Origin of the sequence: Algoriphagus marinus (assembly GCF_001936475.1) — a bacterium.
GTDB lineage: Bacteria > Bacteroidota > Bacteroidia > Cytophagales > Cyclobacteriaceae > Algoriphagus > Algoriphagus marinus.
Genome location: NZ_MSPQ01000009.1, coordinates 91433 through 117237, shown reverse-complemented (window position 1 = coordinate 117237; position 25805 = coordinate 91433). Strand labels below are relative to the sequence as shown.

The following is a 25805-nucleotide window of genomic DNA, read 5'->3' as shown; positions in this document are numbered from 1 at the left end:
TTTGTCATGCTGAAGTTAGCAAAAATAAGAACAATCTGTATCTCAATCAACAACAATGAGTAAAGGACTACCAAAGAGAAGTGAAGATTATTCACTCTGGTATAACGAATTAGTGAAAAGAGCTGATCTAGCTGAAAATTCAGCTGTAAGAGGCTGTATGATCATCAAACCCTATGGTTATTCTATCTGGGAAAAAATGCAGGCAGAATTAGATCGAATGTTTAAAGAGACTGGTCATGTAAATGCATATTTCCCTCTTTTTATACCCAAATCATTCCTAAGCAAAGAGGCAAGCCATGTGGAAGGATTTGCCAAAGAATGTGCTGTAGTTACACATTATCGACTTAAAAATGCTGAAGATGGGAGTGGGGTTATTGTTGATCCAGAAGCTAAGCTTGAGGAAGAATTAATCGTCAGACCCACATCTGAAACTGTTATCTGGAGCACCTTTAAAAGCTGGGTTCAGTCGTATAGAGATTTGCCTTTACTCATTAATCAGTGGGCAAACGTGGTTCGTTGGGAAATGCGAACCCGGTTATTTTTGAGAACATCTGAATTCCTATGGCAAGAGGGGCATACAGCTCATGCTACAGCAGAAGAAGCCAAAGCGGAAACACTTCAAATGATGCATATCTATGCTCAATTTGCAGAAGAGTTTATGGCGTTGCCAGTAGTGAGAGGGAGGAAAACTGAAAATGAAAGGTTCGCCGGTGCGGACGATACACTTTGTATCGAAGCAATGATGCAGGATGGCAAGGCCCTTCAAGCAGGAACTTCTCATTTTTTGGGTCAAAACTTCGCAAAGGCATTTGAGGTAAAATATGCAACCAAAGAAGGTGGACTTGAATACGTATGGGGTACATCATGGGGAGTTAGTACCCGGTTAATGGGTGCTTTGATAATGGCACACTCAGATGATAATGGTTTAGTACTTCCTCCAAAATTGGCCCCATTCCAAGTAGTAATTGTCCCAATCTACAGAAGCGTTGAAGAATTCGATGCTATTTCTGTAAAGGCTAATGAAATTATATTAGAACTTCGAAAGGTAGGGATCTCGGTTAAATTTGATAATCGTGATACCCATAAACCAGGTTGGAAATTCGCTGAATATGAGCTTAAAGGTGTACCGGTCCGAATCGCAATTGGGCCACGTGATTTAGAAAATGGAACTATTGAAATCGCAAGAAGAGATACTTTGACCAAGGAGCAGTTCGAATTATCAACACAACCAATTGCAGAGAAGATTTCAAGCCTTCTTGATTTGATTCAGGAAGAGATTTACAACAAGGCATATAATTTTCAACAAGAAAAAACTACCGAAGTCAACTCCTGGGAAGAATTTAAAGAAGTTTTAGAAACAAAAGGCGGTTTCCTTTCTGCGCATTGGGACGGTACCTCTGAGACGGAAGATAAAATCAAGGATCTCACTAAAGCTACAATCAGATGTATTCCTCTTGATCAAAAAATTGAAGAAGGAAAATGCATCCTCACTGGAATGCCTTCTAAAGGTAGAGTGTTATTTGCAAAAGCATATTGAAAAACTAGCCCGATTATTCGGGCTTTTTTTATGATTATTCAACTTTGGTAAAAAGTAATCTTGTATTTTAGTCGAATTACTACCAACTTTTCACTATGACGATCTTAGTCCTTTCTAGCCTCCTGATTATAGGGTTAATTCTATTGCTGGCAGAAGTTCTCTTTGTGCCTGGAACAACAATAGTGGGGATTCTTGGAATGATTGTAAGTCTAGCAGGAATTGCTTACGCTTTCATAAGTTTTGAACCAGGGGTAGCATGGTGGATTACAGGTATTGCAGCAATTTTAAACTTGGCTGCGATAATTTATGGTTTTTCTTCAGGAGTATGGTATCGTTTTTCTCTAAAATCTGAGATCAAAGGTGGTACTTTTGATGGAAGAACTGAAGGTCTTCAGGTAGGAATGCCCGGTCGTACTATCTCTGATCTAAAGCCTGTAGGCAAAGCGATGATTGATGATAAAATCTACGAGGTAAGATCATCCGGAGGATTTATTTCTGTAGGAACCGAGATTACAGTAATTAAAATTGAAAACAACACTATAATAGTAAACTAAAAATGGAACCATCTAGCGCAACCTTTATACTAATCGCTGCATTTGCAGGAATAGTACTTTTATTCATCTTTCTTTATTTCGTCCCTGTTAATCTGTGGATTACGGCTCAGTTTTCAAATGTTCGTGTAGGATTATTAGAACTTGTAGGGATGAGAATCAGAAAAGTACCGCCAAGTGTGATTGTTAATTCAATGATTACGGCTACCAAAGCGGGACTTCAATTGACTACCAATGATTTGGAAACCCATTTTCTGGCAGGGGGAAATGTGCCAAATGTTATCAGAGCTTTGATTTCGGCAGATAAAGCAAACATTACCCTTTCATTCAAGCAGGCTACGGCCATCGACTTAGCTGGAAGAGATGTGTTTGAGGCAGTGCAAATCTCAGTTAATCCAAAAGTAATTAATACTCCAAATGTGGCTGCTGTTGCTGCTGATGGGATTCAATTGATTGCCAAGGCAAGAGTAACTGTTCGTGCAAATATTGCTCAGTTGGTAGGTGGTGCAGGTGAAGAAACTATTCTAGCAAGAGTAGGAGAAGGTATTGTGACCTCAATTGGTTCTGCTTCAAATCACAAAAGTGTATTAGAAAATCCAGATAAAATCTCGAAACTAGTTTTACAACGTGGATTAGATGCTGGTACAGCATTTGAAATTCTATCTATTGATATTGCGGATATAGATGTAGGAACTAACATTGGGGCAAAGCTTCAAATTGACCAGGCGTCAGCAGATTTGAAAGTAGCTGAAGCGAAGGCCGAGGAAAGAAGAGCAATGGCCGTGGCGTTAGAGCAAGAGATGAAAGCGAGAAATGTAGAAATGCGGGCAAAAGTAATAGAAGCAGAAGCAGAGGTGCCAAAAGCTCTGGCAGAAGCATTTAGATCAGGAAAGCTGGGTGTGATGGATTACTATCGAATGGAAAATATCAAATCTGATACTTCGATGAGGGAATCCATTGCAGGTTCTGATACTGATTCGAAAGATTCAGGAAAAGGGAAAACAGATAAAAAATAAAAAAAAGGGGCATTAAGCCCCTTTTTTCTTTCTTTTTTCAGTTGGAGCCTCTTCCAATATAATTGGGTGATATAGGCTCTTTGTTAATACCTGATTATTTTCCCAATCAACCAGCAATTCTTCAAAAGCCAATGGGAGTAAAATAGCACCATTATCATTTAGTACCCCCATCGATCCTTCTTTTTGAACAATAATAAAGTCCTTTTTTTCGCGGATAATTCGTTGAAAATCCAAAGGAAGGATTTCAGCTCCCTGAGCAGACAGAAGCCCTGTTTTTCCGGAATCTTCGATTAGAAAAAAACCATCTGAGGTTCGGGAGATATTATCATATCCATTTTTATTCAAAACATTCCCGGATCTGTCGAGCAAAAAATACTTGCCAGAGTTTTTCCCGATACCGATTCCGTTTCTAAACGATTTAATTTCTTCCCAGGAACTTGATCCTATTTGATTTCCGGATACATTAATTAACTGCCATTTCCCTGTGCTTTTGACGGTAGCTATCTGGTCAGAAAAAAGCGATACCTCATCCCAAATTGGAGAAATGATCCATTCACCATTTGAATTCAGAAAGCCGAATTTACCTTTTGATGAGGCAGGGAATAAGTTTTCACTCCCATTTTCGATCCGTTCCGCATTAATGTTTGGTTCTACAAGCCAACCCTTTTTTCCAAGTAATCCGACTTTATTTCCTCTAAAGCGAACATTGTAAAGGTTCGTCCCTATTCGCTCCACAGACTCAATTCCAACCGAATCCAACAATATGCCATCTTCCTCCATTACTCTTCGGAGCTTGCCATGAATGTATTCAAGCATGAGTCCATTCTCGAAAGTGATTTCGTGAAAAGAATTATAACGAATATTCGCCCTGATATCATTTCCCTCTATAAGCAGGTATTGATTTTCGTCATATCCATAGAAAAAATTACCTGCAGTATGCTCAAGTCGATCGATAACTGGATTAAGGACATAATCTCCTTCTAGATTGATCAAGCCAAACCCAGACTCCTCTTTAGTAAGTACGTAGCGCCCGTCGTTGTCTGAAATAAGTTGAAATACTTTGTCAGGATTTTTGGAAAGGGGTAAGAAATAGTTGTTTCCCCTTCTTGCAAATAATAACCCAAGCTTCGTGAATTTTGCCTCATCAAAAGTTCCAATAGGGGTTAATTTATTTGTTCCTCTCTCAAAAACCCAATATTCTTTTCCTTTTCGAGCAAGCAATAGGTTGTAAAAAGTCTGGATCTCCTCATATTCTAATGCCAATACTTTTTGACCATATTCATGGTAGGCGCCGATTCCTTGAGGGCCTTTCACTAAAATCCACGGGGCTAAATATTGGTAGATTTCATTTCCATCAAATTTTAAGGCGGGTTTCAAATCTTGAGAAAGTAAGAATAATTCTCCATCTACTTTTCCAATGCGTACTGATTCCCCTAGTAATTCTATTTGATCATAAATCAATCTGGATTGAAGCTCTAATTTGGAATTATATACTTCCCAAGTTTGGGCTATCAATACCTGGCTGAAAAGAATAACTGTAAATACAGTGAGAGTAAACCTTAATTTCATTTTCATGAAGACTTTGTTGAAATAGGCTAAAGGTAAAATGACCAAGAGCGTTGTGTATTTCCCTTGGTCATTTTGTTTGATTTATAGACCAATTAATGGTCTGACTTGATTTTGTCCAGATCAAAAAGATCTGAGATCATTTCGATCATTTCTTCTGCTTGGTCTCGCTTACAGGCGGCCCTAAGCTGGACTACAGGTACTTTAAGCACTTTTTGCATCATGCTTTTGGTAATTTTATCTATGATTGCAAACTCATCTACACTTAAGTTCTTCAAGTGCCGAGCTATTTCTTCTTGACGAATTTGCTCCAATGTCAATTTCAACTTGTTGATAGTGGGGGAGACCATCATTTCTTTTTTCCAATTGTAAAACTCATCAATACTTCCATTAATGATTTCCTCCACTTGTGGCACGGCCTCAAGCCTTCTCTCTAAAGTAGAGGAAGCTTTACTTCTGATGTTGTCTACATTATAAAGTATCACTCCAGGCACATCTTCTACACTAGTTTCAATACTTCTTGGAACAGATAAATCCACCAGAAGCTTGTAGCTCATGATTTCGAATTCCTTAAGAATTTTCTTGGTGATGAAAGGCTCCGGTCGAAGTATAGAACTTACGATTACGTCAGCTTCTTTCATTGCTTCAAGGCAGTCTTCGAATGGAACTACCTCAAAGCCCATTTCATCTGCAATCTCTTGTGCTTTGGAAAAAGTTCTATTGGTAATCTTGACTTTTGCCTCCGGCAAATGAATCATATTTTTCGCTACATCTTCACCAATTTCTCCTACTCCAATCAATAAAATTCGGGGTTGATATGTATTTGATGTAAGACTTTCGATTAGTTCAATTGTCGCATAGGATAGCGAAGCAGCACCATCTCGAAAAGCTGTTTCTTGCACGATTCTTTTATTGGTAAAAAAGATAGTGTGCATCAACCGATGCAAAAAAGGTCCTGCCATATCCAAATCAGCGGATGCTTGATAAGCGCGCTTTACTTGATTTGATATTTGAATGTCTCCAACAACTTGAGCTTCAAGACCCATTGAGACTCGGAATAGGTGTGTGATTGCCGGACGATCATCATTAAAAATCTCAAAATAGTCTAAGTAATTGATGATGTCTGTGAGTCCTTTTTCCAGCCCTATAAGTTTGATGATCTCAGTACTCAGGTCAAGATCATGACTGTAATATACTTCAGTACGATTGCAAGTAGATAAAATAAGCGCATCTCCTAAGCTAAAGAAGTCTTTTAGTTTAAGGAGAATACTATGTATCGCCTGATCATCAAGGGAGATGATCTCTCTGATTTGAACAGGGGCGTTTTTATGAGAGATACTTAGGGATCGAAACTTAATCTGCATTATTCCTACGCGTGGATTGCAAATTTAACAGACAAAGACTTGGGAAAAGTTCTTTTGGATGTATGATCTGTCAATTTGTAATCTGTCTAAATAAAATTTTATTTCACCCAACAAAGATGGGAGTTTGTGAATTTGATTTCTAATATTATTAACTTATACGTTATTGATAAAAGCTATCAGCATCTTTTTAAATGAGAAACAAACTTTTTTACTGGCTCAAGATAAATCTAGGCTTCTCAAATAAGGAGTCCAAAGGATTTTTATTGCTAACTCCTTTTTTGGTGGTATTTGCTATCTCGCCTTACCTTCTGAAGACTATCAGGAACTCGGGAGCCCAAGACTCCCACGAGCACTACCTAGCTACAATAGATAGCCTGAAAAAGTTTGAAGTTGAAGTAAAAACTTCTCCAAATCCTATTTTTAATCCGGCTGACACTGCCGCCAAACCTAGTTCTATTTCAAAAACAAAAAATCTCAATCGAATTGAATTTTCAGAGGCAGACTCCACCTTGCTCCAGATCGTTCCGGGTATTGGTCCAGGTCTTAGTGGCCGCATCATTAAGTATCGAGAAAATCTTGGTGGATATTATTCAAAAAATCAACTCAATGAAATCTATGGGCTTAAACCAGAGACGATTGAGGAAATCTGGACTTATTTTGATTTCAATCCCTCAATTACTCGGAAAATACCAATCAATTCCTCCGATACCAATCAACTTTCTGCTCATCCTTATATCAGTTATGGTGAAGCAAAAGTAATTATAGCCTACAGAAACCAGCATGGGCATTTTACTTCCGTACTTGATTTGAAAAAAATCAGGATATTTAATGAAGATTGGATTTCTAAAATTGAGCCATACTTATCTTTTGAATAATCACTATTAGGTGGCTAATTTCTTCGATTTTGTGCACCTTTGCTTATGGATTCCTTAAAGAACCAGATCGAATTACCGCTACTTAATCTACCCGATTATAATCCAGAGCTTTATCGAAACGATGATAAACTTTGGGTTTTTGATCCGATCAGAAAAAAGCAATTAGTTTTAACCCCGGAGGAATGGGTTAGACAGCATTGGATTAATTTTCTTATTCAACATCAAAACTATCCTAAAGGGCTTTTTGCACTTGAAAGAGGATTGAAATACAATCAACTTCAAAAGCGGACGGATTTAGTGATTTGGGATAAAATGGGAGATCCTTATCTTTTAATTGAGTGCAAAGCGCCTAGCGTGACTTTGTCTCAAAAGACCATGGAGCAAGCTTGTGTCTATCACCAAGAACTTAAGTCTCCTCATTTAATTATTTCAAATGGGAATCAACATATCTTCATGAGTTATGACTCAAAATTAAATCTCTTTCATCAGGAGAGAGATTGTCCTAAAGCCCCAAATTGATCTGTTTTTTTGTGATTTTTGTCAGTTATTTTATAACTTATATCTTTCTTTTTAAAGACTATAAATACCATGGGTAATCCAATCAACAAAATGCCATGTGAGCTTTGCGCCAGCAGAAAACATTCGATGTTATCCGAATTATCAGACACTCATATCTGTACGATTTCAGAAAATAAAAATCTGATCTCTCACAAAAAAGGTCAAATTCTTTATTACGAGGGCACTAAACCTCTAGGGATTTTTTGTATCAATTCTGGTGTGGTGAAAGTTTATAAAACTGCATCTAATGGAAAAGAACAAATTATTCACCTAGCAAAGTCTGGTGATTTTCTTGGGTATTCTGCTTTATTAGGTGAGGAGAATTATTCAAATTCCTCCATGATTATTGAGGATGCGAAAATCTGCTTCATTCCAAAAGAGTCTTTCTTGAATACATTATTCTCAAATAGTTCATTTTTCAAACGAATCACGAAAGAACTCAGTCATGAAATAGGAGTGATGGAATCCAAGCTAACAGATGCTAACCAAAAAAGTATTCGAGAGCGACTGGCATTTATTCTGTTGCAGCTAGGTAATACCTATGGTGTAGAAGGCGGTGAGAATCAAAAAATCGATCTCATTCTAAGCAGAGAAGAGATCGCAGGTATGGTGGGAACTGCTACTGAATCGGTAATCAGACTTCTTTCTGAATTCAAAAAGGATGAATTGATTGATTTGGAGGGCAAAAAAATTATCATAAAAGACAAGCGCGGGTTGGCAAGATTATCTGATTTTTACGCTTGAGTTCGAACTGCATTTCTCAGAAATCAGTTACCCAATCATGCAAACTATAAATAGGAATTATTTCTGGGCTTTTATTGTCGCAGTAAGTTTGTTCATTTTGCCTAATCAAGGCATTGGGCAGTCTTTGGCGTATCGAACACTTCTTTCCACTCTTTACGACACAGATTTTCCCACACTTAAACCGACTGAGCTTTCTTCTGCCTTAGCGGATTTTCAAATTTTGGATAGCCGCGAGAAAGAGGAATTTGAAGTTAGCCATTTGGAAGGGGCTAAGTGGGTGGGCTTTGACACCTTCAAATTAGAAAATGTAGCAGGTCTGGATAAGAATAAGCCTGTTTTAGTCTATTGTACAGTGGGAGCTCGTTCACAGGATATCGGAAAACGGTTGACTGAGGCAGGATTTACCAAAGTATATAACCTTTATGGTGGAATCATACATTGGTCAAACGAATCGATGCCGCTTTACCAAAAAGGATTGCCCACCAATCAAGTTCATACCTATTCAAGATCTTGGGGTATTTGGCTTGAAAAAGGTCAAAAAGTCTATTGATTTCCTGATTCCTGTCTGCTTCCCGACCAAAAGGGAATTCGATTCATCCCAATTTTGCTTCACTTCGTAGATCAGGTAAAACAATCCAACTTATGAAATATTTTAGTCGCTTTCTAATTGCCCTAATCACTCTTGGGACAATTGCCTGTCAAAATTCAGTTCCCGGAATGGCTGGAACAACTCCTCCAAATCACCAAGCTTGGGATCAGTTGCTCAAAGCCCACGTTAGCCCAACAGGTATTGTTGATTACAAAGGGTTTATCAATGATAAAGCAAAGCTAGATGCCTACCTTAAAACGATCAGTGATAACGCACCAGCTCGAAAGACTTGGTCAAAAAACGAACAACTTGCTTATTGGATCAATGCCTACAATGCTTTTACTGTGAAACTTATTGTAGATAATTATCCGGTGAAAAGTATTCGGGACCTTGGCCCAGCATTGAAAATCCCCTTGATCAAAGATGTTTGGCATTACAAGTTTTTTAAATTAGGAGGTCAAGAATCCAGCTTGGATGAAATCGAACATTCGATTTTGCGAAAAGAATTTGAAGAACCAAGGATTCACTTTGCCATTAACTGTGCTTCGGTGTCGTGCCCGCCACTTTTGAATGAGGCTTTTACTGCCACTAAAATGGAATCTCAACTTGATCGGGTTGCAAAGACTTTTGTAAACGACAAATCCAGAAACAAAATCAGTGCAAATGCGGTCGAGATCTCTTCGATTTTCTCCTGGTTTAAGGGTGATTTTACAAAGAATGGGTCGATTATCGATTTTCTAAATAAGTATAGCACGGTTAAAATTAGCTCGAACGCAAAAGTGTCGCACTTAGATTATAATTGGAATCTTAACGAATAGCCAAAGCTTTTTGTAAATTCCTTTTCTAACCCAACCCTATCCTATATGAGCGGCAATCGCCACGTGGTCATTATCGGCAATGGAATCTCCGGTGTAACCTGCGCCAGAAACCTCCGGAAACTTGATGAAAATGTGAGAATCACCTTAGTTTCGGGTGAGTCGAAGTTTTTTTTCTCCCGAACAGCCCTCATGTATGTCTACATGGGCCATATGAAATTTGAGCATACTCAGCCTTACGAAAATTGGTTTTGGGAGAAAAACAGATTGGAGCTCAAGGAGGCTTGGGTGAAAGAAATAGATTATTCGTCCAAGCAAATCATATTCCAATCAGGAGAGAAATTGGCTTACGATGATTTGGTGATTGCGGTAGGTTCTAAGCCAAATAAATTTGGTTGGAAAGGCCAAGATCTCAAAGGAGTTCAAGGATTATATTCCAAGCAAGATCTCGAGCTGATGGAGTCAAATACCCAATCAGGTGTCAGTCGTGCAGTTATTGTTGGTGGAGGATTGATCGGAATCGAAATGGCAGAAATGCTGGCCTATAAAAAAATTCCGGTAAGCTTCTTGGTTCGGGAAGCAGGCTTTTGGGATAATATACTTCCAAAAGAAGAGTCTGCCTTAGTCGGCAAACATATTCTGGAACATCACATCGACCTTCGGTTGGAATCTGAATTAGAGGAAATTATCGGGGATGAATCTGGTAGGGTAAAAGCAGTTCGAACGAAAAGCGGGGAGGAGATCCCCTGTCAATTCGTTGGCTTGACTGCCGGTGTGAGTCCCAATATTGACTTTCTGAAAGGAAGTGAATTGCTAACCAATCGAGGCGTAAAAGTGAATTTGAGCTTTGAAACCAATATTCCAAATGTCTACGCGATTGGAGATTGTGCAGAATTTGATCAATCTCCTGCTGAAGATCGAAGGCCTATCGAGCAAGTTTGGTACACAGGAAGAATGCATGGGGAGACCCTAGCTCAAACTTTGGCTGGCAGACCCACCTCATACAAACCTGGGCATTGGTTCAATTCCGCAAAATTTCTGGATATCGAATATCAAACCTACGGAACTGTTCCAGCTTCTTGGGATTCTTCGCGTGTTGATTCATTCTATTGGGAGCATTCAGGAGGCAAAATCGCTTTCCGGATGCTTCTGGATAAATCCGGGACATTGCTTGGAATCAATAATTTTGGATTCCGCCTGCGACATGAGTTTTTTGATCGAGCCCTTTCCGAAAAATGGTCCGGGACCAAGGTTATTGCAAATCTCGCCAAAGCGAATTTTGATCCGGAGTTTTTTGCTCCTTATTACATCGAGATTCAAAAGGAATTCAAAAATCAATTTGGAGGAGATTTCAAAGTTTCAAAACCTTCATTCATTCAAAAATTATTCGGAGCAAGCGTATGAAACTAATTCAAAAACTAGGTCTAATACTTTTCTTAATTGGTTTAGGTAGTTTTATCCTGATCCCTTTTTTGGGGAATTACAGCTTGGATAAAGAACTTGTTCTTGCCAATACGAAGGATATCCATCAAGCGAAAATGGCAGAAATTCTCGAACCCATGTATGGTGAGAGTTACTCTTCGAATTTTACATTCCTGAATGCTTTTGGGGATTACTTCAATACCTACAATGATCAGTTAAAGGCCGAAGCAAATTGGGATCAAGTGATTTGGGATGATTATTCCTTCTCCTTGGCCTTGGCAGGATTGGATAGTCCGGTAAAGGATGATCCTTGGATGTTTTTCGCCTTGTCTATTGGATTGGCGGTACTTGGAGGAATTTTCTATAATCTTCCAAAATACCAAGGCGAACCTGAGGGAATTAAGAATAACGGAATTTTTCATTCATCTATGAAGAACAGAGGAATTCTTGGAATGATTACCGGCTCTTTTTTAATCCTTTTCTACATCTTGCTTTATTGGTTTCCTGCCTATTTGGTGACTTTGGTCGCCATGGTTTCTCCTATTAGCGAAATGCTCAGTGGCAATCCTGCGAGTCAATGGTTTTTGTATGGTTTGATTTACACCTTGGCCATTATCGTCATGGGAGTCAGGATGTTCAGAAAATACCGTGGCAATAAATACCAGCAGCTTCGTACGGCGTCCGTGATGTTTTTCCAGACGGCATTTGCCTTTTTGATTCCTGAGATTTTAGTGTTGTTAAATCAACCTTATTTTGATTTCAAAAATATTTGGCCGCTGGACTATGATTTTTTCTACGATTATCAGATTAGTACCTTCTTAAGTTCCGGTGGAGTAGGCATGTTTATGTTGATCTGGGGGATTTTATTAATTATAGTTGGAGTACCTGTTTTCACATATTTCTTCGGTAAGCGTTGGTATTGTTCCTGGGTTTGCGGTTGCGGTGGATTAGCAGAAACTGTGGGTGATCCTTATAGACAGCTTTCTGATAAGTCTCTAAAAGCTTGGAAATATGAGCGCTACATTATTCACGGAGTTTTGGTTTTAGCGGTGGTGATGACGCTGGTGACTATTGCCAATTATTTTTCGGGCTTCAGTTTTCTGGGAAATGCCACAAACCAGTTACATTCGTTTTACGGTTTCGCGATCGGATCTGCTTTTGCCGGAGTAGTTGGTACAGGTTTTTATCCTTTCATGGGGAACCGAGTATGGTGTAGATTTGGTTGTCCACTCGCGGCTTATCTTGGACTCGTGCAGCGATTCAAATCCAGATTTAGAATCACTACAAATGGGGGACAGTGCATTTCCTGCGGAAATTGTTCCACTTATTGTGAGATGGGAATAGATGTCCGAGCTTATGCTCAGAAAGGACAAAATATTGTCCGCTCAAGTTGTGTAGGATGTGGAGTTTGTTCTGCGGTTTGTCCGAGAGGCGTACTGAAACTTGAAAATGGATCTGAAGAGAACCGTATTACTGATTTCCCAATTCTAATCGGAAACGACTCTGTTAAGTTGAATGCCTAAATGATTTTCCTCTACCTTCTACTGGGAATATATACCCTGGGAATGCTGTTTATTTTTGCCTATAGCTTAGCTCAAGGGCATTTGCTTTTGAATTTTTTAAAATCTAGAAAGTTAAAGGGCCCTATTCCATCGGACCCTGTGAATTGGCCCAAGGTAACGATCCAACTTCCAGTGTATAATGAACGCTATGTCGTGGAGCGCTTGATTGATGCAGCCGCAAAAATTAATTACCCAAGAGAATTGCTCCAAATCCAGATTTTGGATGATAGTACGGATGAGACAGCCCAGCTTATTTTAGAAAAAATCAAAGCCTTTCCAACTGTTGATTTTCAGTACCTTCATCGGGTAGATCGGAATGGATTTAAAGCAGGGGCCTTAAAGGAAGGTTTGGAAAAAGCTACCGGTGAATTCATTGCCATATTCGATGCGGATTTTGTGCCTGATCCGGATTTCTTGAAAAAAACCATTCCTTATTTCACTTCAGAAAAGATTGGTATGGTTCAGACGCGGTGGACGCATTTGAATGAAAATTATTCACTGCTTACCAAGTTGCAGGCCTTTGCCTTGGATGCCCATTTTCTGATCGAACAGATTGGAAGAAATACTCAACATGCTTTTATCAATTTCAATGGTACAGGAGGAGTCTGGAGAAAAAGCTGCATTCTTGATGCTGGAAACTGGAATGATGATACCCTAACGGAAGATCTGGATCTTAGCTATCGTGCACAACGCAAAGGTTGGGAATTTGTCTATCGAAGGGAAATTGAATCACCTGCCGAACTTCCACCCATCATGTCGGCTGTCAAGTCTCAGCAATTTCGCTGGACCAAAGGGGGAGCTGAATGCGCTGCAAAGCATGCTGGAGGAGTCTTGAAGCAGGATTTGCCTCTATCGACTAAAATCCATGCAATGGCTCACTTGTTTAATAGCACTATTTTCATCGCAGTAATCACGGTAAGTTTATCAAGTATAGGAGTTTGGTGGGCTGGACAGCAAGGATTGATTCCAAGTCAGTTATTTCAGTTAGCCGGAATTTTTATGATCGGATTTGTGATCATCGCCGCAGTGTACCTGGTAGCCTTTTTCTACGAGAAGAAAGGTTTCTGGAAAAGTTTAATCCAAGGACTTTACATTTTACCGCTCTTTCTCTCAGTTTCCATGGGTTTAGCGTTGCACAATTCACAAGCAGTTTGGGAAGGTCTAACAGGGAAAAAGTCACCATTTATCCGTACTCCTAAATTCAACCTTGAGGGAGGCAAAACCGGTCTAAATTCTAATCTATACATTACCGGAAAGATTCCGGTGACGACATGGTTTGAGGGGCTCTTCGCATTGATTTTTGCTGCAATGGTTTTTCTTTCAATTCGAATGGGGTCTTTTGAAATGCTGCCTTTTCACTTGATGTTGACAATAGGATACAGCTTGGTTTTTATCACCTCTTTCAAAGCCTATGGTTTGGGTAAATAACAAATGAGAAAAGTCCCAATTATTGATGTCATTATTCCTGCATACAACGAGGAAAAATCAATCCCTAAAGTAATTGCTGAAATCCCAAGTTTGGTTAGGCATATCGTAGTAGCCAATAATAATTCGTCGGATAGAACATCCGAAGTAGCAGCGGCAGCTGGAGCACAGGTAGTGTTCGAACCTCAAAAAGGTTATGGTAAAGCATGCCTCACGGCAATGGATTGGATTAAAAAGCAGGCGATCCAACCGGATATCGTGGTGTTTTTGGATGGGGATTACAGTGATTATCCTGAAGAATTGCTAGATCTCATTCAGCCAATTTTGGAGGGTAAAGCAGAAATGGTGATCGGTTCCCGAGCACTTGGCGAGCGGGAATCTGGTTCGATGACATTGCCGCAGGTTTTTGGAAACTGGCTTGCAACAACCATGATGCGTTACATGCAAGGAGCAAAATTCTCGGACTTAGGGCCTTTTCGAGCGATTGTTTGGCGAGATTTATTGAACTTGAAAATGGTAGATCAAAACTTTGGTTGGACCATCGAGATGCAAATCAAGGCTCATAAGGCAGGGCTTCGCTATACAGAGGTGCCGGTAAACTATCGAAAAAGAATTGGTGTTTCAAAAGTCAGCGGTACTGTCAAAGGCGTATTCGGAGCGGGATACAAGATTATTTTTACGATTTTTAAATATTGGTAAGGGAAGCCTAATTTGAAAATTCAGGATTTTAATTCACTGTAAAAATATTCTAACGGACTGCTTTCAAGTCTGATGTCCAAAGTGACCTTATTTCAAATCGCAGGAAACTACGAAAATTTAATTTTATGAAGTCGAATCTCTTTTCTTTAATTCTCATAGTTCTTCTTTTTTCCTGTAGTCCTTCTGGACGCGAAGGAGTAGTGGAAGAACAGTTTGCCGGACATTGGTATCAGGGAAAAGCAGAAATCAATGTGTTTGAGCTCAAGCAAATGCGTTATGGGGAAGTAAGGGAAGGAAAGGCAGTTATGATTTTTGTTACGGAGGATTTTTCGAAGCGAAAGCAAGTCAAATTAGATAATCCCAGCGGTTCAGGAGCAGACGCCCAAAAAGTCCTAAAACTCAATATGACCAGAGAGTTTGTGACTGGAGTTTATCCCTATCATACCATGCTATCAGTTTTTACGCCAGTCTATGAGGAGATAAATTCTCCCAAATTGACAGCCTCAATGACAGAATGGTGTGGTCAATCTTTTGCGCAGATGAATTGGAAAAATAATGGCTATCAAACTCAGATTTTTTCCTATTTCGAATCTGAAGGAGATCAGGAATTTAAGTTGAGTGCCAGATCCGAAGATGAGTTATTCAACCTGATTCGGTTAAATCCTGACTTGATTTCTGAAGGAGAAAAAAAACTAATCCCTAGTTTGATTTATCAGCGATTTTCCCACATCCCATTGGAGGTCGAAGAGGCTGTGATCACCAAGAAGTCTTTTGGATCTGCTCAAGAGGAGATGGAAGTGAATTATCCGAGACTTGGGAGAACTCTAGTGATTCGGTATCAAACTGCTTTTCCATTTGAGATTCTTTCCTGGCAGGAAATCCAAATCACAAAGAATGGTCAACAGGAAGTCACCTCCGCAGTGAGAAAACGGGTTCAAATGCTAGATTATTGGACTAAAAATGGATTGGAAGATGAAGTTTTACGAGAAAGTTTAAGCTTTTGAAACCATCTCTTAGAAATGGCCTGAACTTATTAATTTGGTTCTTGATGCTATTAGGAATCCTGACATTAGGCTATTGGGTTCCGAGGGCAGAATTCACCACACTTTTCATGCTGTTTACCTTAGTTTTTGCGGGGATGCTGTTTCTAAGGAAATCACTTCCCCCAACTTTAGATTGGAAATGGATTTTTTTTGCGGGATTGATCCTGCGGGTTTCCTTACTATTTGCAACTCCAAATTGGTCGGAAGATTACATCAGATTCCTTTGGGATGGTGATTTACTTCGGAATGGTATAAACCCCTATTTGTTGACGCCCTCGCAACTGGAAGAATTAGGGCTTGCCGCTGATAATGCTTTCCGGATTCAGCTTTTTGATGGTTTGAATTCTCCTGATTATTATTCTGTCTATCCACCATTGAATCAAGCTTTGTTTTACATTGGAGCAGCAGCATCCAATGGTTTTGTTTGGAATGGTTTTATAACTCTGAAGACCATTTTAATCCTAGGAGAAATAGGAGTGTTTTTTGTTTTTCTCAGAATTTTTCTGCTCTTACATATTCCATTTAATAAGCTGATCTATTATTGGTTGAACCCACTAGTCATCTTAGAAATCTCTAATAATCTGCATTTCGAGGGCTTGGTACTCCTGTTTTTGCTTGGCAGTTTTTATTTCATTTTATCCAAAGGTTTGGCCAAATCAGGATTTTTTTGGGGGATCTCAATTGGCTTGAAACTTCTCCCTTTGATGCTCTTACCCTCATTTTTTTCACTTGGGAAAATTCGAAAATCATACCCTTTTTGGATGGGTACCTTTCTGGCTTTAATCCTGAGCTTTGCCTGGCTTATGATCGATCAGTCATGGATCAATTTCTTCCAAAGCCTAAAACTCTACCAAGGCAAATTTGAGTTTAATGCATCAATTTACTACCTGCTTCGGGAAGTGGGTTTTTGGATCCAAGGTTATAATACGATTGCTACATTGACCAAGATCCTAAGTGGGAGCATCTTGATTGGGATTCTTTATTTTTCCTGGAAAAAAAGACCTAAATCCAATTTGGAATTAGTCGATTTGTGGGTCTTGATTTACTTGATCTATTTGATTTTTCAGCCGGTAGTCCATCCCTGGTATATTCTTCCTGCTTTAGGTATAAGCCTGTTGACAGAGCGAAAGGTTTTTTTTATTTGGAGTTTTGCTGCAATTTTCTCTTATCAAGCTTATGGGAATTTGGATTATCATGAGAATCCACTTTTCCTCCTTTTGGAATATGGATTGGTAGGTGCGGGGATCTATTTGGATTACGTTAGTCAAAAAAGAAATTCTAATTTGGTGTTATGAAAAAAATAGTAGCGTTCTGTTTTTTCTCAATCGCTTTGCTAATCAGTTCTTGCACGCCAAGTCCTGAGAAACAAGCCCGGGAATTACTACAAAAAAGTATAACTGCCCATGAAAAAGAGAATTCTTGGGAGAACCTATCAGCTATAAAATTTAGAAAATGGACCCGACTTTTAAATGAAGATGGGACTATCGAATCCGAAACCGACCAATTAAATGAGTTCCGAATTAAGCCGTATTTCGAGGGAAAAATTTCGTGGACAAAAGATAGTGTAGCTCATGTCTCGAGTTGGGATGGTAGCCAAATGAACTATTTGATGGGTGGAAATGAAGTTTTAAATGCTGATTTTTTAGCTCAGAAAAAGAAAGATTTGGATGCTGCCTTTTATGCGCTTGCTCAGCCTTGGGAGCTTTTGGATGATGGCCCGAAACTTTCCCTAGCGGAACAAAAAACACTTGAAAATGGAACTCTGGTTGATGTAATCCTAGTTGATTATGGACCTGAATCGGATACCTGGTGGTATTATTTTGACCCGATCACTCACCTGATGATTGGAAACGAAGTACAACTCAAAGATCACCGAAGTCTAATCTATAATTTGAGTTATGACGAAAGCAGCGGAATGCTTTTGCATGGCAATAGAGAAAGTTTCAGAGTGAATGAAAAAGGCGAAAAACTGTATTTGAGAGCAGCTTATCGCTATTATGATTACGAATTGATTTTTGAATAAAAGAAAATACCCATGCAAAAGAAATACAGCTTATTATTAATCATTGTCTTAGGTTTAGTTTATTCCTCTTGTGACTCACGGACTGAAGCGGAAAAGATCGTGGATGAATCTATCGAAGCTCATGGTGGAGAAGCCTTCTCAAATTCTCTGATTGAGTTTGATTTTAGAAATATTCACTACACCATATTTAAGACCGAAAGTGAATTTGAGTATATCCGTGAGTTTTCTGATTCGACAGGAAATGTAAAAGATGTCTTGAATAATGCAGGTTTTGTGCGAACCGTAAATGGTACCAAAATCGATACGCTGGACCAAGAATGGATTGGTAAATATTCCAGATCTGTCAATTCGGTTGCTTACTTCGCGTTTCTTCCCTATGGACTGAACGATTCCTCAGTGATTAAAGAATACTTGGGAGAGACGACTCTGAATGACAAAACATACGATTTGATCAAAGTTACTTTTCAGCAAGAAGGGGGAGGGGATGATTTCGATGATGAGTTTTTATACTGGATTGGAAAAGACGATAAATTCATCGATTACATCGCTTATAGCTACAATACCGATGGTGGAGGGGTAAGACTTAGAGAAGTGACGGATGTGATTGAAGTAGGAGGAATTCGCTTTCAAAACTACCTGAATTTCAAGCCGGAAGACAAAAATACTCCAGTAGAAAAAATGCAAGATTTGTATGTTTCAGGAGATTTAGAGTTACTTTCAGAGATAATCCTTGAGAATATAGAAGTGAAGCCACTACAGAAATAAGCGAAATGAATCCGAAACCCTTAAAATTTGAGAATAAAAAAGGGCTTAGGCTTGCAGCAAATCTGTATTTGCCCTTGGATAAGGCTCCCAAATTTTACGCGCTTTTTGCGCACTGTTTCACTTGTACCAAGAATTTTTCGGCGGTTACTCAAATTTGCACCTCACTATCACAGCATGGAATAGCTGTATTAAGTTTTGATTTTACTGGATTGGGAAGGAGTGAGGGTGATTTTCAGGATAGTACGTTCAGCGCTAATATTTCGGATTTAAGTGATGCTGCTGCTTTTTTGGAGGAAAACTTTGAAGCTCCAAAGATGCTGGTAGGACATTCGCTTGGAGGAGCTGCAGTATTATATGTGGCAGATCTACTCGACTCAGTTCAGGCAGTGGTGACCATTGCAGCACCGGCTTTTCCTGCTCATGTCAAGCATTTGTTTGAAGATGGTCTCAAGGAAGTGGAGGAAAATGGGTCTGCAAAAGTGAATATTGGCGGCCGCTCCTTTCGAATCAATAAATCATTTATAGACGATCTTGAGCAAAGACCTATCACTAGTTTCCTTAAAAATCTTAGAAAGTCTATTTTAATTTTTCATTCTCCCCAAGATCAAATTGTGGGGATTGAAAATGCAGCTGAAATTTACGGAGCTGCATTCCATCCCAAAAGCTTTATTTCCTTGGATGGAGCAGACCATTTGCTTTCCAATGCTGCCGATAGTCAATATATCGGAGAAGTAATTTCTTCCTGGAGCATTCGCTATGTAGCGATTTCAGAAAATTCTAAGCTGAATGATCTGAAAGGAAATCAAGTCCTAATCCGATTAGCCGGCGATGGCTACACTACTGAGATCAAAACTCCCCATCATCATCTCCTTGCTGATGAACCCACTGAAGTCGGTGGAGCCAATCTCGGACCTACCCCCTATGATTTATTGATGGCATCGCTGGGAAGCTGTACTGCCATGACTTTGAAAATGTATTCAGAACGAAAGGACTGGCCTTTAAAACAAGTGCAAGTCTACTTAAATCATGATAAGGTACATTTGGATGATAGCAAAGCTTCTGAAGATCCCGGAGCAAAAGTCAGTCAGTTTACCCGCATCATCGAACTGGAAGGTGATTTGGATGAGGATCAGCGGCAGAAATTATTGGAAATTTCCAATCGATGCCCAGTTCATCGTACCTTACAGGAAGAAATTAAAATTCGAACCATGCTTGCCAAATGAAAACTCCAAGAATCAACACTTATTTATTCAGCTCCGTGGGCTTGGTGTTGCTGCTGTTTTTTTCTTGGGTTTTTATTCCTGAAAATGAACTTCTAATTGCAACAGAAAAATGGAAAGGAGTCTGTTGGGTAGGGACTCGATCACCGCTTGAAGGTCCTGAACTGAAAGCATTGAAAGCTACTGGAGCTGATGCAATTTCCCAAACTCCTTTCGGTTGGCAGAGTGCTGTAAATTCCCCTGAGATCAAATGGCAAACTGTCAATGAAAAAATGTGGTGGGGTGAATCCTCCAATGGCTTAAAGGCTACCTTGGATTCCTCTTCTGCCTTGGGTATGATGAACATTCTCAAGCCACATCTTTGGGTGCGGGGCAGTTGGCCGGGAGAGATTGAAATGAAGACTGAGGAAGATTGGTCACTTTGGTTTGAAAATTACCGTGGATTCATCTTGGATTATGCTATTCTTGCCGAGGCCCAAGGGTTTCCGATGCTATGTATCGGTACAGAGTTGGAGAAGACTTCCCATCGGGAAAGTGATTGGCGAAAAGTGATTGCTCAGGTCCGAAAGATCTATTCAGGTAAGTTGGTTTATGCTGCAAATTTCACGGAGTTTGAACAAATCAAATTTTGGGATGAACTGGATTACATTGGGATTCAAGCCTATTTTCCCCTTGCCAAGTCGCATAACCCAAGTTTAAGTGAACTTACCAAGTCTTGGGAGAATCATATTCCAAGGATCGAAAAAGTGGTAAGGAAGTTTAAAAAGCCAGTATTCTTCACAGAGATTGGCTATTGCAATACAGTGGATGCAGCGATTGAGCCTTGGGTTTGGCCAAATGAGCGAAAGGAAATCCAGCTTTCGGAAGAAATCCAAGCCCTTTGCTACAAGGCATTTTTTGAAACAGCCTGGAAAAAATCCTGGATGGCAGGCGTATTTTTCTGGAAGTGGTATCCTGAAGCACATGGTAGAAATCCAGATTTTACCCCTCAAGGAAAAGCGGCAGAAGCGGTGATGGCAGAATATTTTTTAGCAGATTGATTTGGTAGAGAATTTATTTAGATAATTTAAAATCAATTATTTAACTGACTTTTATCATAAGATCATGGTCTGATTATTTATAAGTTTATTCATTATTAAAAGTGAATTGATCATTCTCCAAACCAAAAAGTCATGAGAAAAAATATGGGAAATGCTGACCGGACAATCAGATTGGTAGTGGCAGCAGTTTTAGTGGTAATGTATTTTTCAGGAGTAATTTCTGGAACATTAGGCTTAATAGGGTTAGTTGTTGCTGCAATTTTTACATTAACAACAATTTTGGGCTATTGCCCACTTTATTCATTGATAGGTGTAAAAACCTGCAAGGTCCGAGAGGTTTAGCAGTCCATAGTTTAATAAAATAACAAGCCGAAGGAAAAATCCTTCGGTTTTTTTTTGTGCTAAATTTTATCTGCTAAAGGACTTTAAAATGGGTTTTGCCATGATTTTTTACTTGAATGACATCAAATGTCAGAAAACTTTAAAAGTTTATAAAAAAATTAGTTCAAATCTGCTTTGAATATAAAATTCTATTAATATTTTAGTGACTATTGTTTGAGCAAAAAAAAATGCCCCGCAGAAAGGCGAGGCGCTTAATGTTTTCACAACGGAATAATCCTTATTGTGAATTGCTTTTAAAATGTTCTCTAATGTAAGGTTAAACTTTAATTTTTAAAATAATATGAAAAATATTCTTGGACTCGACCTAGGCACCACTTCAATTGGCTTCGCTCATGTGATTGAAAGCGATGACTCTTTAAAATCATCAATAAAGCAAATAGGAGTTAGAGTAAATCCGCTATCAACGGATGAGCAAACGAATTTCGAAAAAGGTAAGCCAATTACAATAAATGCGGATCGCACACTGAAACGCGGAGCTAGAAGGAATTTGGATCGATACCAAGATAGAAGAGCTAATCTGATTCATGCTTTATTCAAAGCCAATATCATTACAAGAGAAACAAAACTCGCGGAGGATGGTAAAAGCACCACCCATTCTACTTGGAGATTGAGAGCTCAATCTGCTACAGAGAGAATTGAAAAGGATGATTTGGCAAGAGTACTTTTGGCGATCAATAAAAAGAGAGGCTACAAAAGCAGTCGTAAAGCTAAAAATGAAGACGAGGGGCAAGCGATTGATGGAATGGAAGTGGCTAAAAGACTTTATGAGGAAAAGCTTTCACCCGGTCAATTTGCGTATAAGATGCTTCAAGAAAGCAAAAAGCACATCCCGGATTTTTATCGTTCAGATTTGCAAGAAGAATTGGATAAGGTTTGGGCTTTCCAGAGGAAATATTATCCAGAGATTTTAACCGACGAATTTAAGAAAGAATTGGAAGGAAAAGGGCAGAGGGCTACTTCTGCAATTTTTTGGGTTAAATACCAGTTTAACACGGCTGAAAATAAAGGAACTAGAGAAGACAAGAAACTTCGAGCCTATAAGTGGCGAAGTGAAGCTGTTTCTCAACAATTAGAAAAAGAGGAAGTGGCTTATGTAATCACAGAGATCAATAACAACCTAAATAATTCTAGCGGATATCTAGGTGCAATTTCAGATAGAAGCAAAGAGCTTTATTTCAAAAAAGAGACTGTTGGACAATATTTGTTCAAACAATTGCTAAAAAACCCTCATAAGCAGTTAAAAAATCAGGTTTTTTACCGTCAAGATTATTTGGATGAATTTGAAGTAATATGGAACGAACAAAAAAAACATCATCCAGAATTAACAGATGAGCTTAAAATAGAAATTCGAGACATTGTAATTTTTTATCAGCGAAAGCTGAAGTCGCAGAAAGGATTAGTTAGTTTCTGTGAGTTTGAAAGTAAAGAAATTGAAATAGAAACTGGTAAAAAGAAAACAATTGGGCTGAAAGTAGCACCAAAATCTTCGCCATTGTTTCAAGAATTTAAGGTTTGGCAGGTGCTTCAGAATGTTCTAATCAAGAAAAAGGGGAGTAAAAAGCGAAAAACAAAAAATGAACAACAAGGCAGTTTATTTGAAGAAGCCAAGGAAATATTTGAATTCGATTTAGAATCAAAAAAGCATCTATTCGATGAATTGAATATAAAGGGCAATTTGTCGGCAAAGACTGTACTTGAATTATTAGGATACAAAGATCAAGATTGGGAAATTAATTATTCGGTTTTGGAAGGTAATCGAACTAATAAAGCTTTGTATGAAGCCTATCTGAAAATACTCGATATCGAAGGATATGATGTCAAGGATTTATTGGATGTAAAATCTAATAAAGACGAAATTGAATTGGATGATATACAGATCGATGCATCTGAGATTAAAAATATGATCAAACAGATTTTCGATACCTTAAAAATCGATACAGCAATCTTGGACTTTGATCCTGAGCTAGATGGTAAAGCATTTGAACAGCAACTGTCTTATCAACTTTGGCATCTTCTGTATTCTTATGAGGGAGATGAATCGGCTAGTGGAAATGAAAAGTTATACGAGTTGTTGGAAAAGAAATTCGGATTTAAAAGAGCGCACAGCCAAGTATTGGCAAATGTGTCTTTGTCTGATGATTACGGGAACTTGAGTAGTAAAGCTATTCGAAAGATATATCCTTTCATCCAAGAGAATGATTATAGTACTGCTTGTGAATTAGCAGGATACCGGCATTCTGCATCATCATTGACAAAAGAAGAGATTACTAATCGTCCTCTTAAGGATAAACTAGAAATACTTAAAAAGAATAGCCTTCGTAACCCTGTAGTTGAAAAAATCCTAAATCAGATGGTCAACGTAGTAAATGCATTGATCGAGAAGAATAGCAAAAGGGATGAAAATGGAAATATTGTTGAGTATTTCAAATTCGACGAAATACGGATTGAGCTTGCTCGCGACTTGAAGAAAAATGCTAAAGAGCGCGCCGAGATGACTTCGAACATCAATGCGGCAAAAACCAATCATGATAAAATATTCAAAATCTTACAAAATGAATTCGGAGTAAAAAACCCTAGTCGAAATGACATCATCAGATATCGCTTGTATGAGGAGTTAAAGAGCAATGGGTATAAGGACTTATATACAGATACCTACATTCCAAGGGAAATACTATTTAGTAAACAAATTGATATTGAACACATTATTCCTCAATCAAAATTATTCGACGATAGCTTTTCTAATAAGACAGTTGTGTTTCGAAAGGATAATCTTGATAAAGGGAATAAAACAGCTTCCGACTACTTGGAAAGCAAATTTGGAGAAAAAGGTCTTGAAGATTTTGAATCCAGAATATCAAGTCTTTTTGATTTGAATAAAAGAAATAAAGATGAAGGTATTAGTAGAGCTAAATACCAAAAATTACTTAAAAAGGAGACTGAAATTGGTGATGGGTTTATTGAACGCGATTTGCGGGATAGTCAGTATATCGCTAAAAAAGCAAAGAATATGCTCTATGAAATATCCCGATCTGTACTTTCTACCACAGGTAGCGTAACTAATAAACTTCGAGAGGATTGGGGCTTGATTAATATTATGCAAGAATTGAATTTTGAAAAGTTCAAAAAGCTTGGGTTGACTGAGATGGTGGAGAAGAAAGATGGAACTTTCAAAGAACGTATCAAGGATTGGAGTAAAAGAAATGATCATCGGCATCACGCAATGGATGCTTTGACAGTTGCCTTTACAAAACACAACCATATTCAATATTTGAATAACCTCAATGCCCGAAAGAATGAATCCAAAAAACTGCATAAAAATATTATTGGGATTGAGTCGAAGGAAACACACATATCAATTGATGACAGGGGGAATAAAAAACGAATATTCAATTTGCCAATTCCAAATTTCAGAGAACAAGCAAAAGTACATCTAGAAAGTGTACTAGTGTCCCATAAGGCTAAAAATAAGGTTGTTACCAAAAACAAGAATAGAACAAAAACAGCCAAAGGAGAAAAAGTTAAAGTTGAACTCACACCTAGGGGGCAATTGCATAAAGAAACAGTTTATGGGAAGTATCAATATTACACTAGCAAAGTGGAAAAAGTTGGGGCAAAGTTTGATTTGGAGATAATTGGAAGAGTCTCCAACCCAACACACAAGCAAGCTCTTCTACAAAGACTTTCCGAAAACGGGAACGATTCATTGAAAGCATTTAGTGGGAAGAATTCACCAAGCAAAAAGCCTATCTATATTAATACTGAAAAAACAGAAATACTTCCTGAAAAAGTGAAATTAGTCTGGCTTGAAGAAGATTTTTCTATGCGTAAAGATATTACCCCTGAAAACTTTAAAGACGAAAAATTAATAGAAAAGGTAATAGATATCGGGACAAAGAGAATTCTACTTAGAAGATTAAGGGAATTTGGGGCTGATGCAAAAAAAGCTTTTTCTGATTTAGATAAAAATCCAATTTGGCTTAATAAGGATAAAGGTATTTCAATAAGAAGGGTAACAATTAGCGGAGTTTCCAACACAGAAGCACTGCATTTTAAAAAGGATCATTTTGGGAATAAAATCTTGGATAAAGATGGAAATCATATTCCCGTAGACTTTGTAAGCACTGGAAATAATCACCATGTCGCTATTTACAAAGATCAAGAAGGGAATCTCCAAGAGCGAGTGGTTTCATTCTTCGAAGCGGTGGAAAGAGTGAAACAAGGTCTGCCTATTGTTGATAAGGCTTTTAATCAAAATTTAAGTTGGCAATTTTTATTTACCCTAAAGCAAAATGAATACTTCGTATTCCCCAATAATATAACCGGCTTTGATCCAAATGAAATTGACCTAAAAGATCCTAAGAATAGGAAATTAGTAAATCCAAATTTATTTAGAGTTCAGAAGTTTGGGGATTTATCAAAATCTGGTTTTTGGTTTAGACATCATTTAGAAACTAACGTGGATGTAAAAAAAGAATTAAAAGGTATTACGTACTTTGATATTTATTCAACTAAAGCTCTAGAGAAAATAGTTAAGGTGCGTTTAGATCATTTAGGAGAAGTTGTAAAAGTGGGTGAATATTAGATTAAGT

22 protein-coding genes are annotated in these 25805 nt (G+C 38.4%); 20 read left to right on the top strand and 2 right to left on the bottom strand.

The window, feature by feature from the left end:
* Window positions 1-55 precede the first annotated feature (55 nt).
* From proS to floA, 3 genes are all read left to right on the top strand, one after another.
* Complete coding sequence (proS, locus tag BVC88_RS15110; protein ID WP_075351548.1) at window positions 56-1537, top strand: proline--tRNA ligase; 1482 nt, start codon at window positions 56-58, stop codon at window positions 1535-1537.
* Between the two features lie 95 nt (window positions 1538-1632).
* Entirely contained in the window at window positions 1633-2091 is a 459-nt protein-coding gene (locus BVC88_RS15105; protein WP_075351547.1) for an NfeD family protein, read from the top strand.
* A gap of 2 nt (window positions 2092-2093) precedes the next feature.
* The gene (gene floA / locus BVC88_RS15100) at window positions 2094-3104 is read left to right on the top strand and encodes a flotillin-like protein FloA (protein WP_075351546.1); all 1011 of its coding nucleotides are present in this window, start codon (window positions 2094-2096) and stop codon (window positions 3102-3104) included.
* A gap of 12 nt (window positions 3105-3116) precedes the next feature.
* On the opposite strand, the gene BVC88_RS15095 is transcribed toward floA, so the two are convergent.
* Both BVC88_RS15095 and hemA read right to left on the bottom strand, forming a co-directional pair.
* Complete coding sequence (locus BVC88_RS15095; RefSeq protein WP_083639119.1) at window positions 3117-4679, bottom strand: WG repeat-containing protein; 1563 nt, start codon at window positions 4677-4679, stop codon at window positions 3117-3119.
* Window positions 4680-4765: 86 nt separating this feature from the next.
* Window positions 4766-6034 carry a glutamyl-tRNA reductase gene (hemA, locus tag BVC88_RS15090; RefSeq protein ID WP_075351545.1) on the bottom strand — a complete coding sequence of 423 codons (1269 nt, stop codon included), beginning with the start codon at window positions 6032-6034 and terminating at the stop codon, window positions 4766-4768.
* Window positions 6035-6225: 191 nt separating this feature from the next.
* On the opposite strand from hemA, the gene BVC88_RS15085 reads away from it, so the two are divergent.
* From BVC88_RS15085 to cas9, 17 genes are all read left to right on the top strand, one after another.
* On the top strand, window positions 6226-6909 hold the full coding sequence (locus BVC88_RS15085) for a ComEA family DNA-binding protein (protein WP_075351544.1): 684 nt from the start codon (window positions 6226-6228) through the stop codon (window positions 6907-6909).
* Window positions 6910-6954: 45 nt separating this feature from the next.
* On the top strand, window positions 6955-7428 hold the full coding sequence (locus BVC88_RS15080) for a type I restriction enzyme HsdR N-terminal domain-containing protein (RefSeq protein WP_075351543.1): 474 nt from the start codon (window positions 6955-6957) through the stop codon (window positions 7426-7428).
* Window positions 7429-7497: 69 nt separating this feature from the next.
* Window positions 7498-8211 (top strand): Crp/Fnr family transcriptional regulator, encoded by a 714-nt coding sequence (locus BVC88_RS15075; RefSeq protein ID WP_075351542.1) that lies wholly within the window; start codon window positions 7498-7500, stop codon window positions 8209-8211.
* Window positions 8212-8248: 37 nt separating this feature from the next.
* On the top strand, window positions 8249-8761 hold the full coding sequence (locus BVC88_RS15070; RefSeq protein ID WP_083639118.1) for a rhodanese-like domain-containing protein: 513 nt from the start codon (window positions 8249-8251) through the stop codon (window positions 8759-8761).
* A 92-nt stretch (window positions 8762-8853) separates the two neighbouring features.
* Window positions 8854-9618, top strand: coding sequence for a DUF547 domain-containing protein (locus BVC88_RS15065; RefSeq protein ID WP_075351541.1), 765 nt, complete (start codon window positions 8854-8856; stop codon window positions 9616-9618).
* A 45-nt stretch (window positions 9619-9663) separates the two neighbouring features.
* Complete coding sequence (locus BVC88_RS15060) at window positions 9664-11019, top strand: NAD(P)/FAD-dependent oxidoreductase (RefSeq protein ID WP_075351540.1); 1356 nt, start codon at window positions 9664-9666, stop codon at window positions 11017-11019.
* On the top strand, window positions 11016-12560 hold the full coding sequence (locus tag BVC88_RS15055; RefSeq protein ID WP_075351539.1) for a 4Fe-4S binding protein: 1545 nt from the start codon (window positions 11016-11018) through the stop codon (window positions 12558-12560). Before BVC88_RS15060 ends, BVC88_RS15055 begins: the two co-directional genes overlap by 4 nt.
* Entirely contained in the window at window positions 12561-14027 is a 1467-nt protein-coding gene (locus BVC88_RS15050) for a cellulose synthase family protein (RefSeq protein ID WP_075351538.1), read from the top strand. It begins immediately after the preceding gene.
* Window positions 14028-14030: 3 nt separating this feature from the next.
* Entirely contained in the window at window positions 14031-14723 is a 693-nt protein-coding gene (locus BVC88_RS15045) for a glycosyltransferase family 2 protein (RefSeq protein WP_075351537.1), read from the top strand.
* Between the two features lie 125 nt (window positions 14724-14848).
* Entirely contained in the window at window positions 14849-15727 is an 879-nt protein-coding gene (locus tag BVC88_RS15040) for a hypothetical protein (protein ID WP_075351536.1), read from the top strand.
* A 44-nt stretch (window positions 15728-15771) separates the two neighbouring features.
* Window positions 15772-17061 carry a glycosyltransferase 87 family protein gene (locus BVC88_RS15035; protein WP_075351535.1) on the top strand — a complete coding sequence of 430 codons (1290 nt, stop codon included), beginning with the start codon at window positions 15772-15774 and terminating at the stop codon, window positions 17059-17061.
* Window positions 17058-17789: a hypothetical protein gene (locus BVC88_RS15030; RefSeq protein ID WP_075351534.1), complete on the top strand. Its 732-nt coding sequence runs from the start codon at window positions 17058-17060 to the stop codon at window positions 17787-17789. The genes BVC88_RS15035 and BVC88_RS15030 overlap by 4 nt, the downstream gene beginning before the upstream one ends.
* A 12-nt stretch (window positions 17790-17801) precedes the next feature.
* The gene (locus BVC88_RS15025; RefSeq protein WP_075351533.1) at window positions 17802-18554 is read left to right on the top strand and encodes a DUF6503 family protein; all 753 of its coding nucleotides are present in this window, start codon (window positions 17802-17804) and stop codon (window positions 18552-18554) included.
* A 5-nt stretch (window positions 18555-18559) separates the two neighbouring features.
* The gene (locus BVC88_RS15020; RefSeq protein WP_075351532.1) at window positions 18560-19777 is read left to right on the top strand and encodes a bifunctional alpha/beta hydrolase/OsmC family protein; all 1218 of its coding nucleotides are present in this window, start codon (window positions 18560-18562) and stop codon (window positions 19775-19777) included.
* Window positions 19774-20814: a glycoside hydrolase family 113 gene (locus BVC88_RS15015; protein ID WP_075351531.1), complete on the top strand. Its 1041-nt coding sequence runs from the start codon at window positions 19774-19776 to the stop codon at window positions 20812-20814. Before BVC88_RS15020 ends, BVC88_RS15015 begins: the two co-directional genes overlap by 4 nt.
* 132 nt (window positions 20815-20946) lie before the next feature.
* Complete coding sequence (locus tag BVC88_RS15010; protein ID WP_075351530.1) at window positions 20947-21156, top strand: YgaP family membrane protein; 210 nt, start codon at window positions 20947-20949, stop codon at window positions 21154-21156.
* A 340-nt stretch (window positions 21157-21496) separates the two neighbouring features.
* Window positions 21497-25798 (top strand): type II CRISPR RNA-guided endonuclease Cas9, encoded by a 4302-nt coding sequence (gene cas9, locus BVC88_RS15005; protein WP_075351529.1) that lies wholly within the window; start codon window positions 21497-21499, stop codon window positions 25796-25798.
* The last annotated feature ends 7 nt before the right edge of the window (window positions 25799-25805 follow it).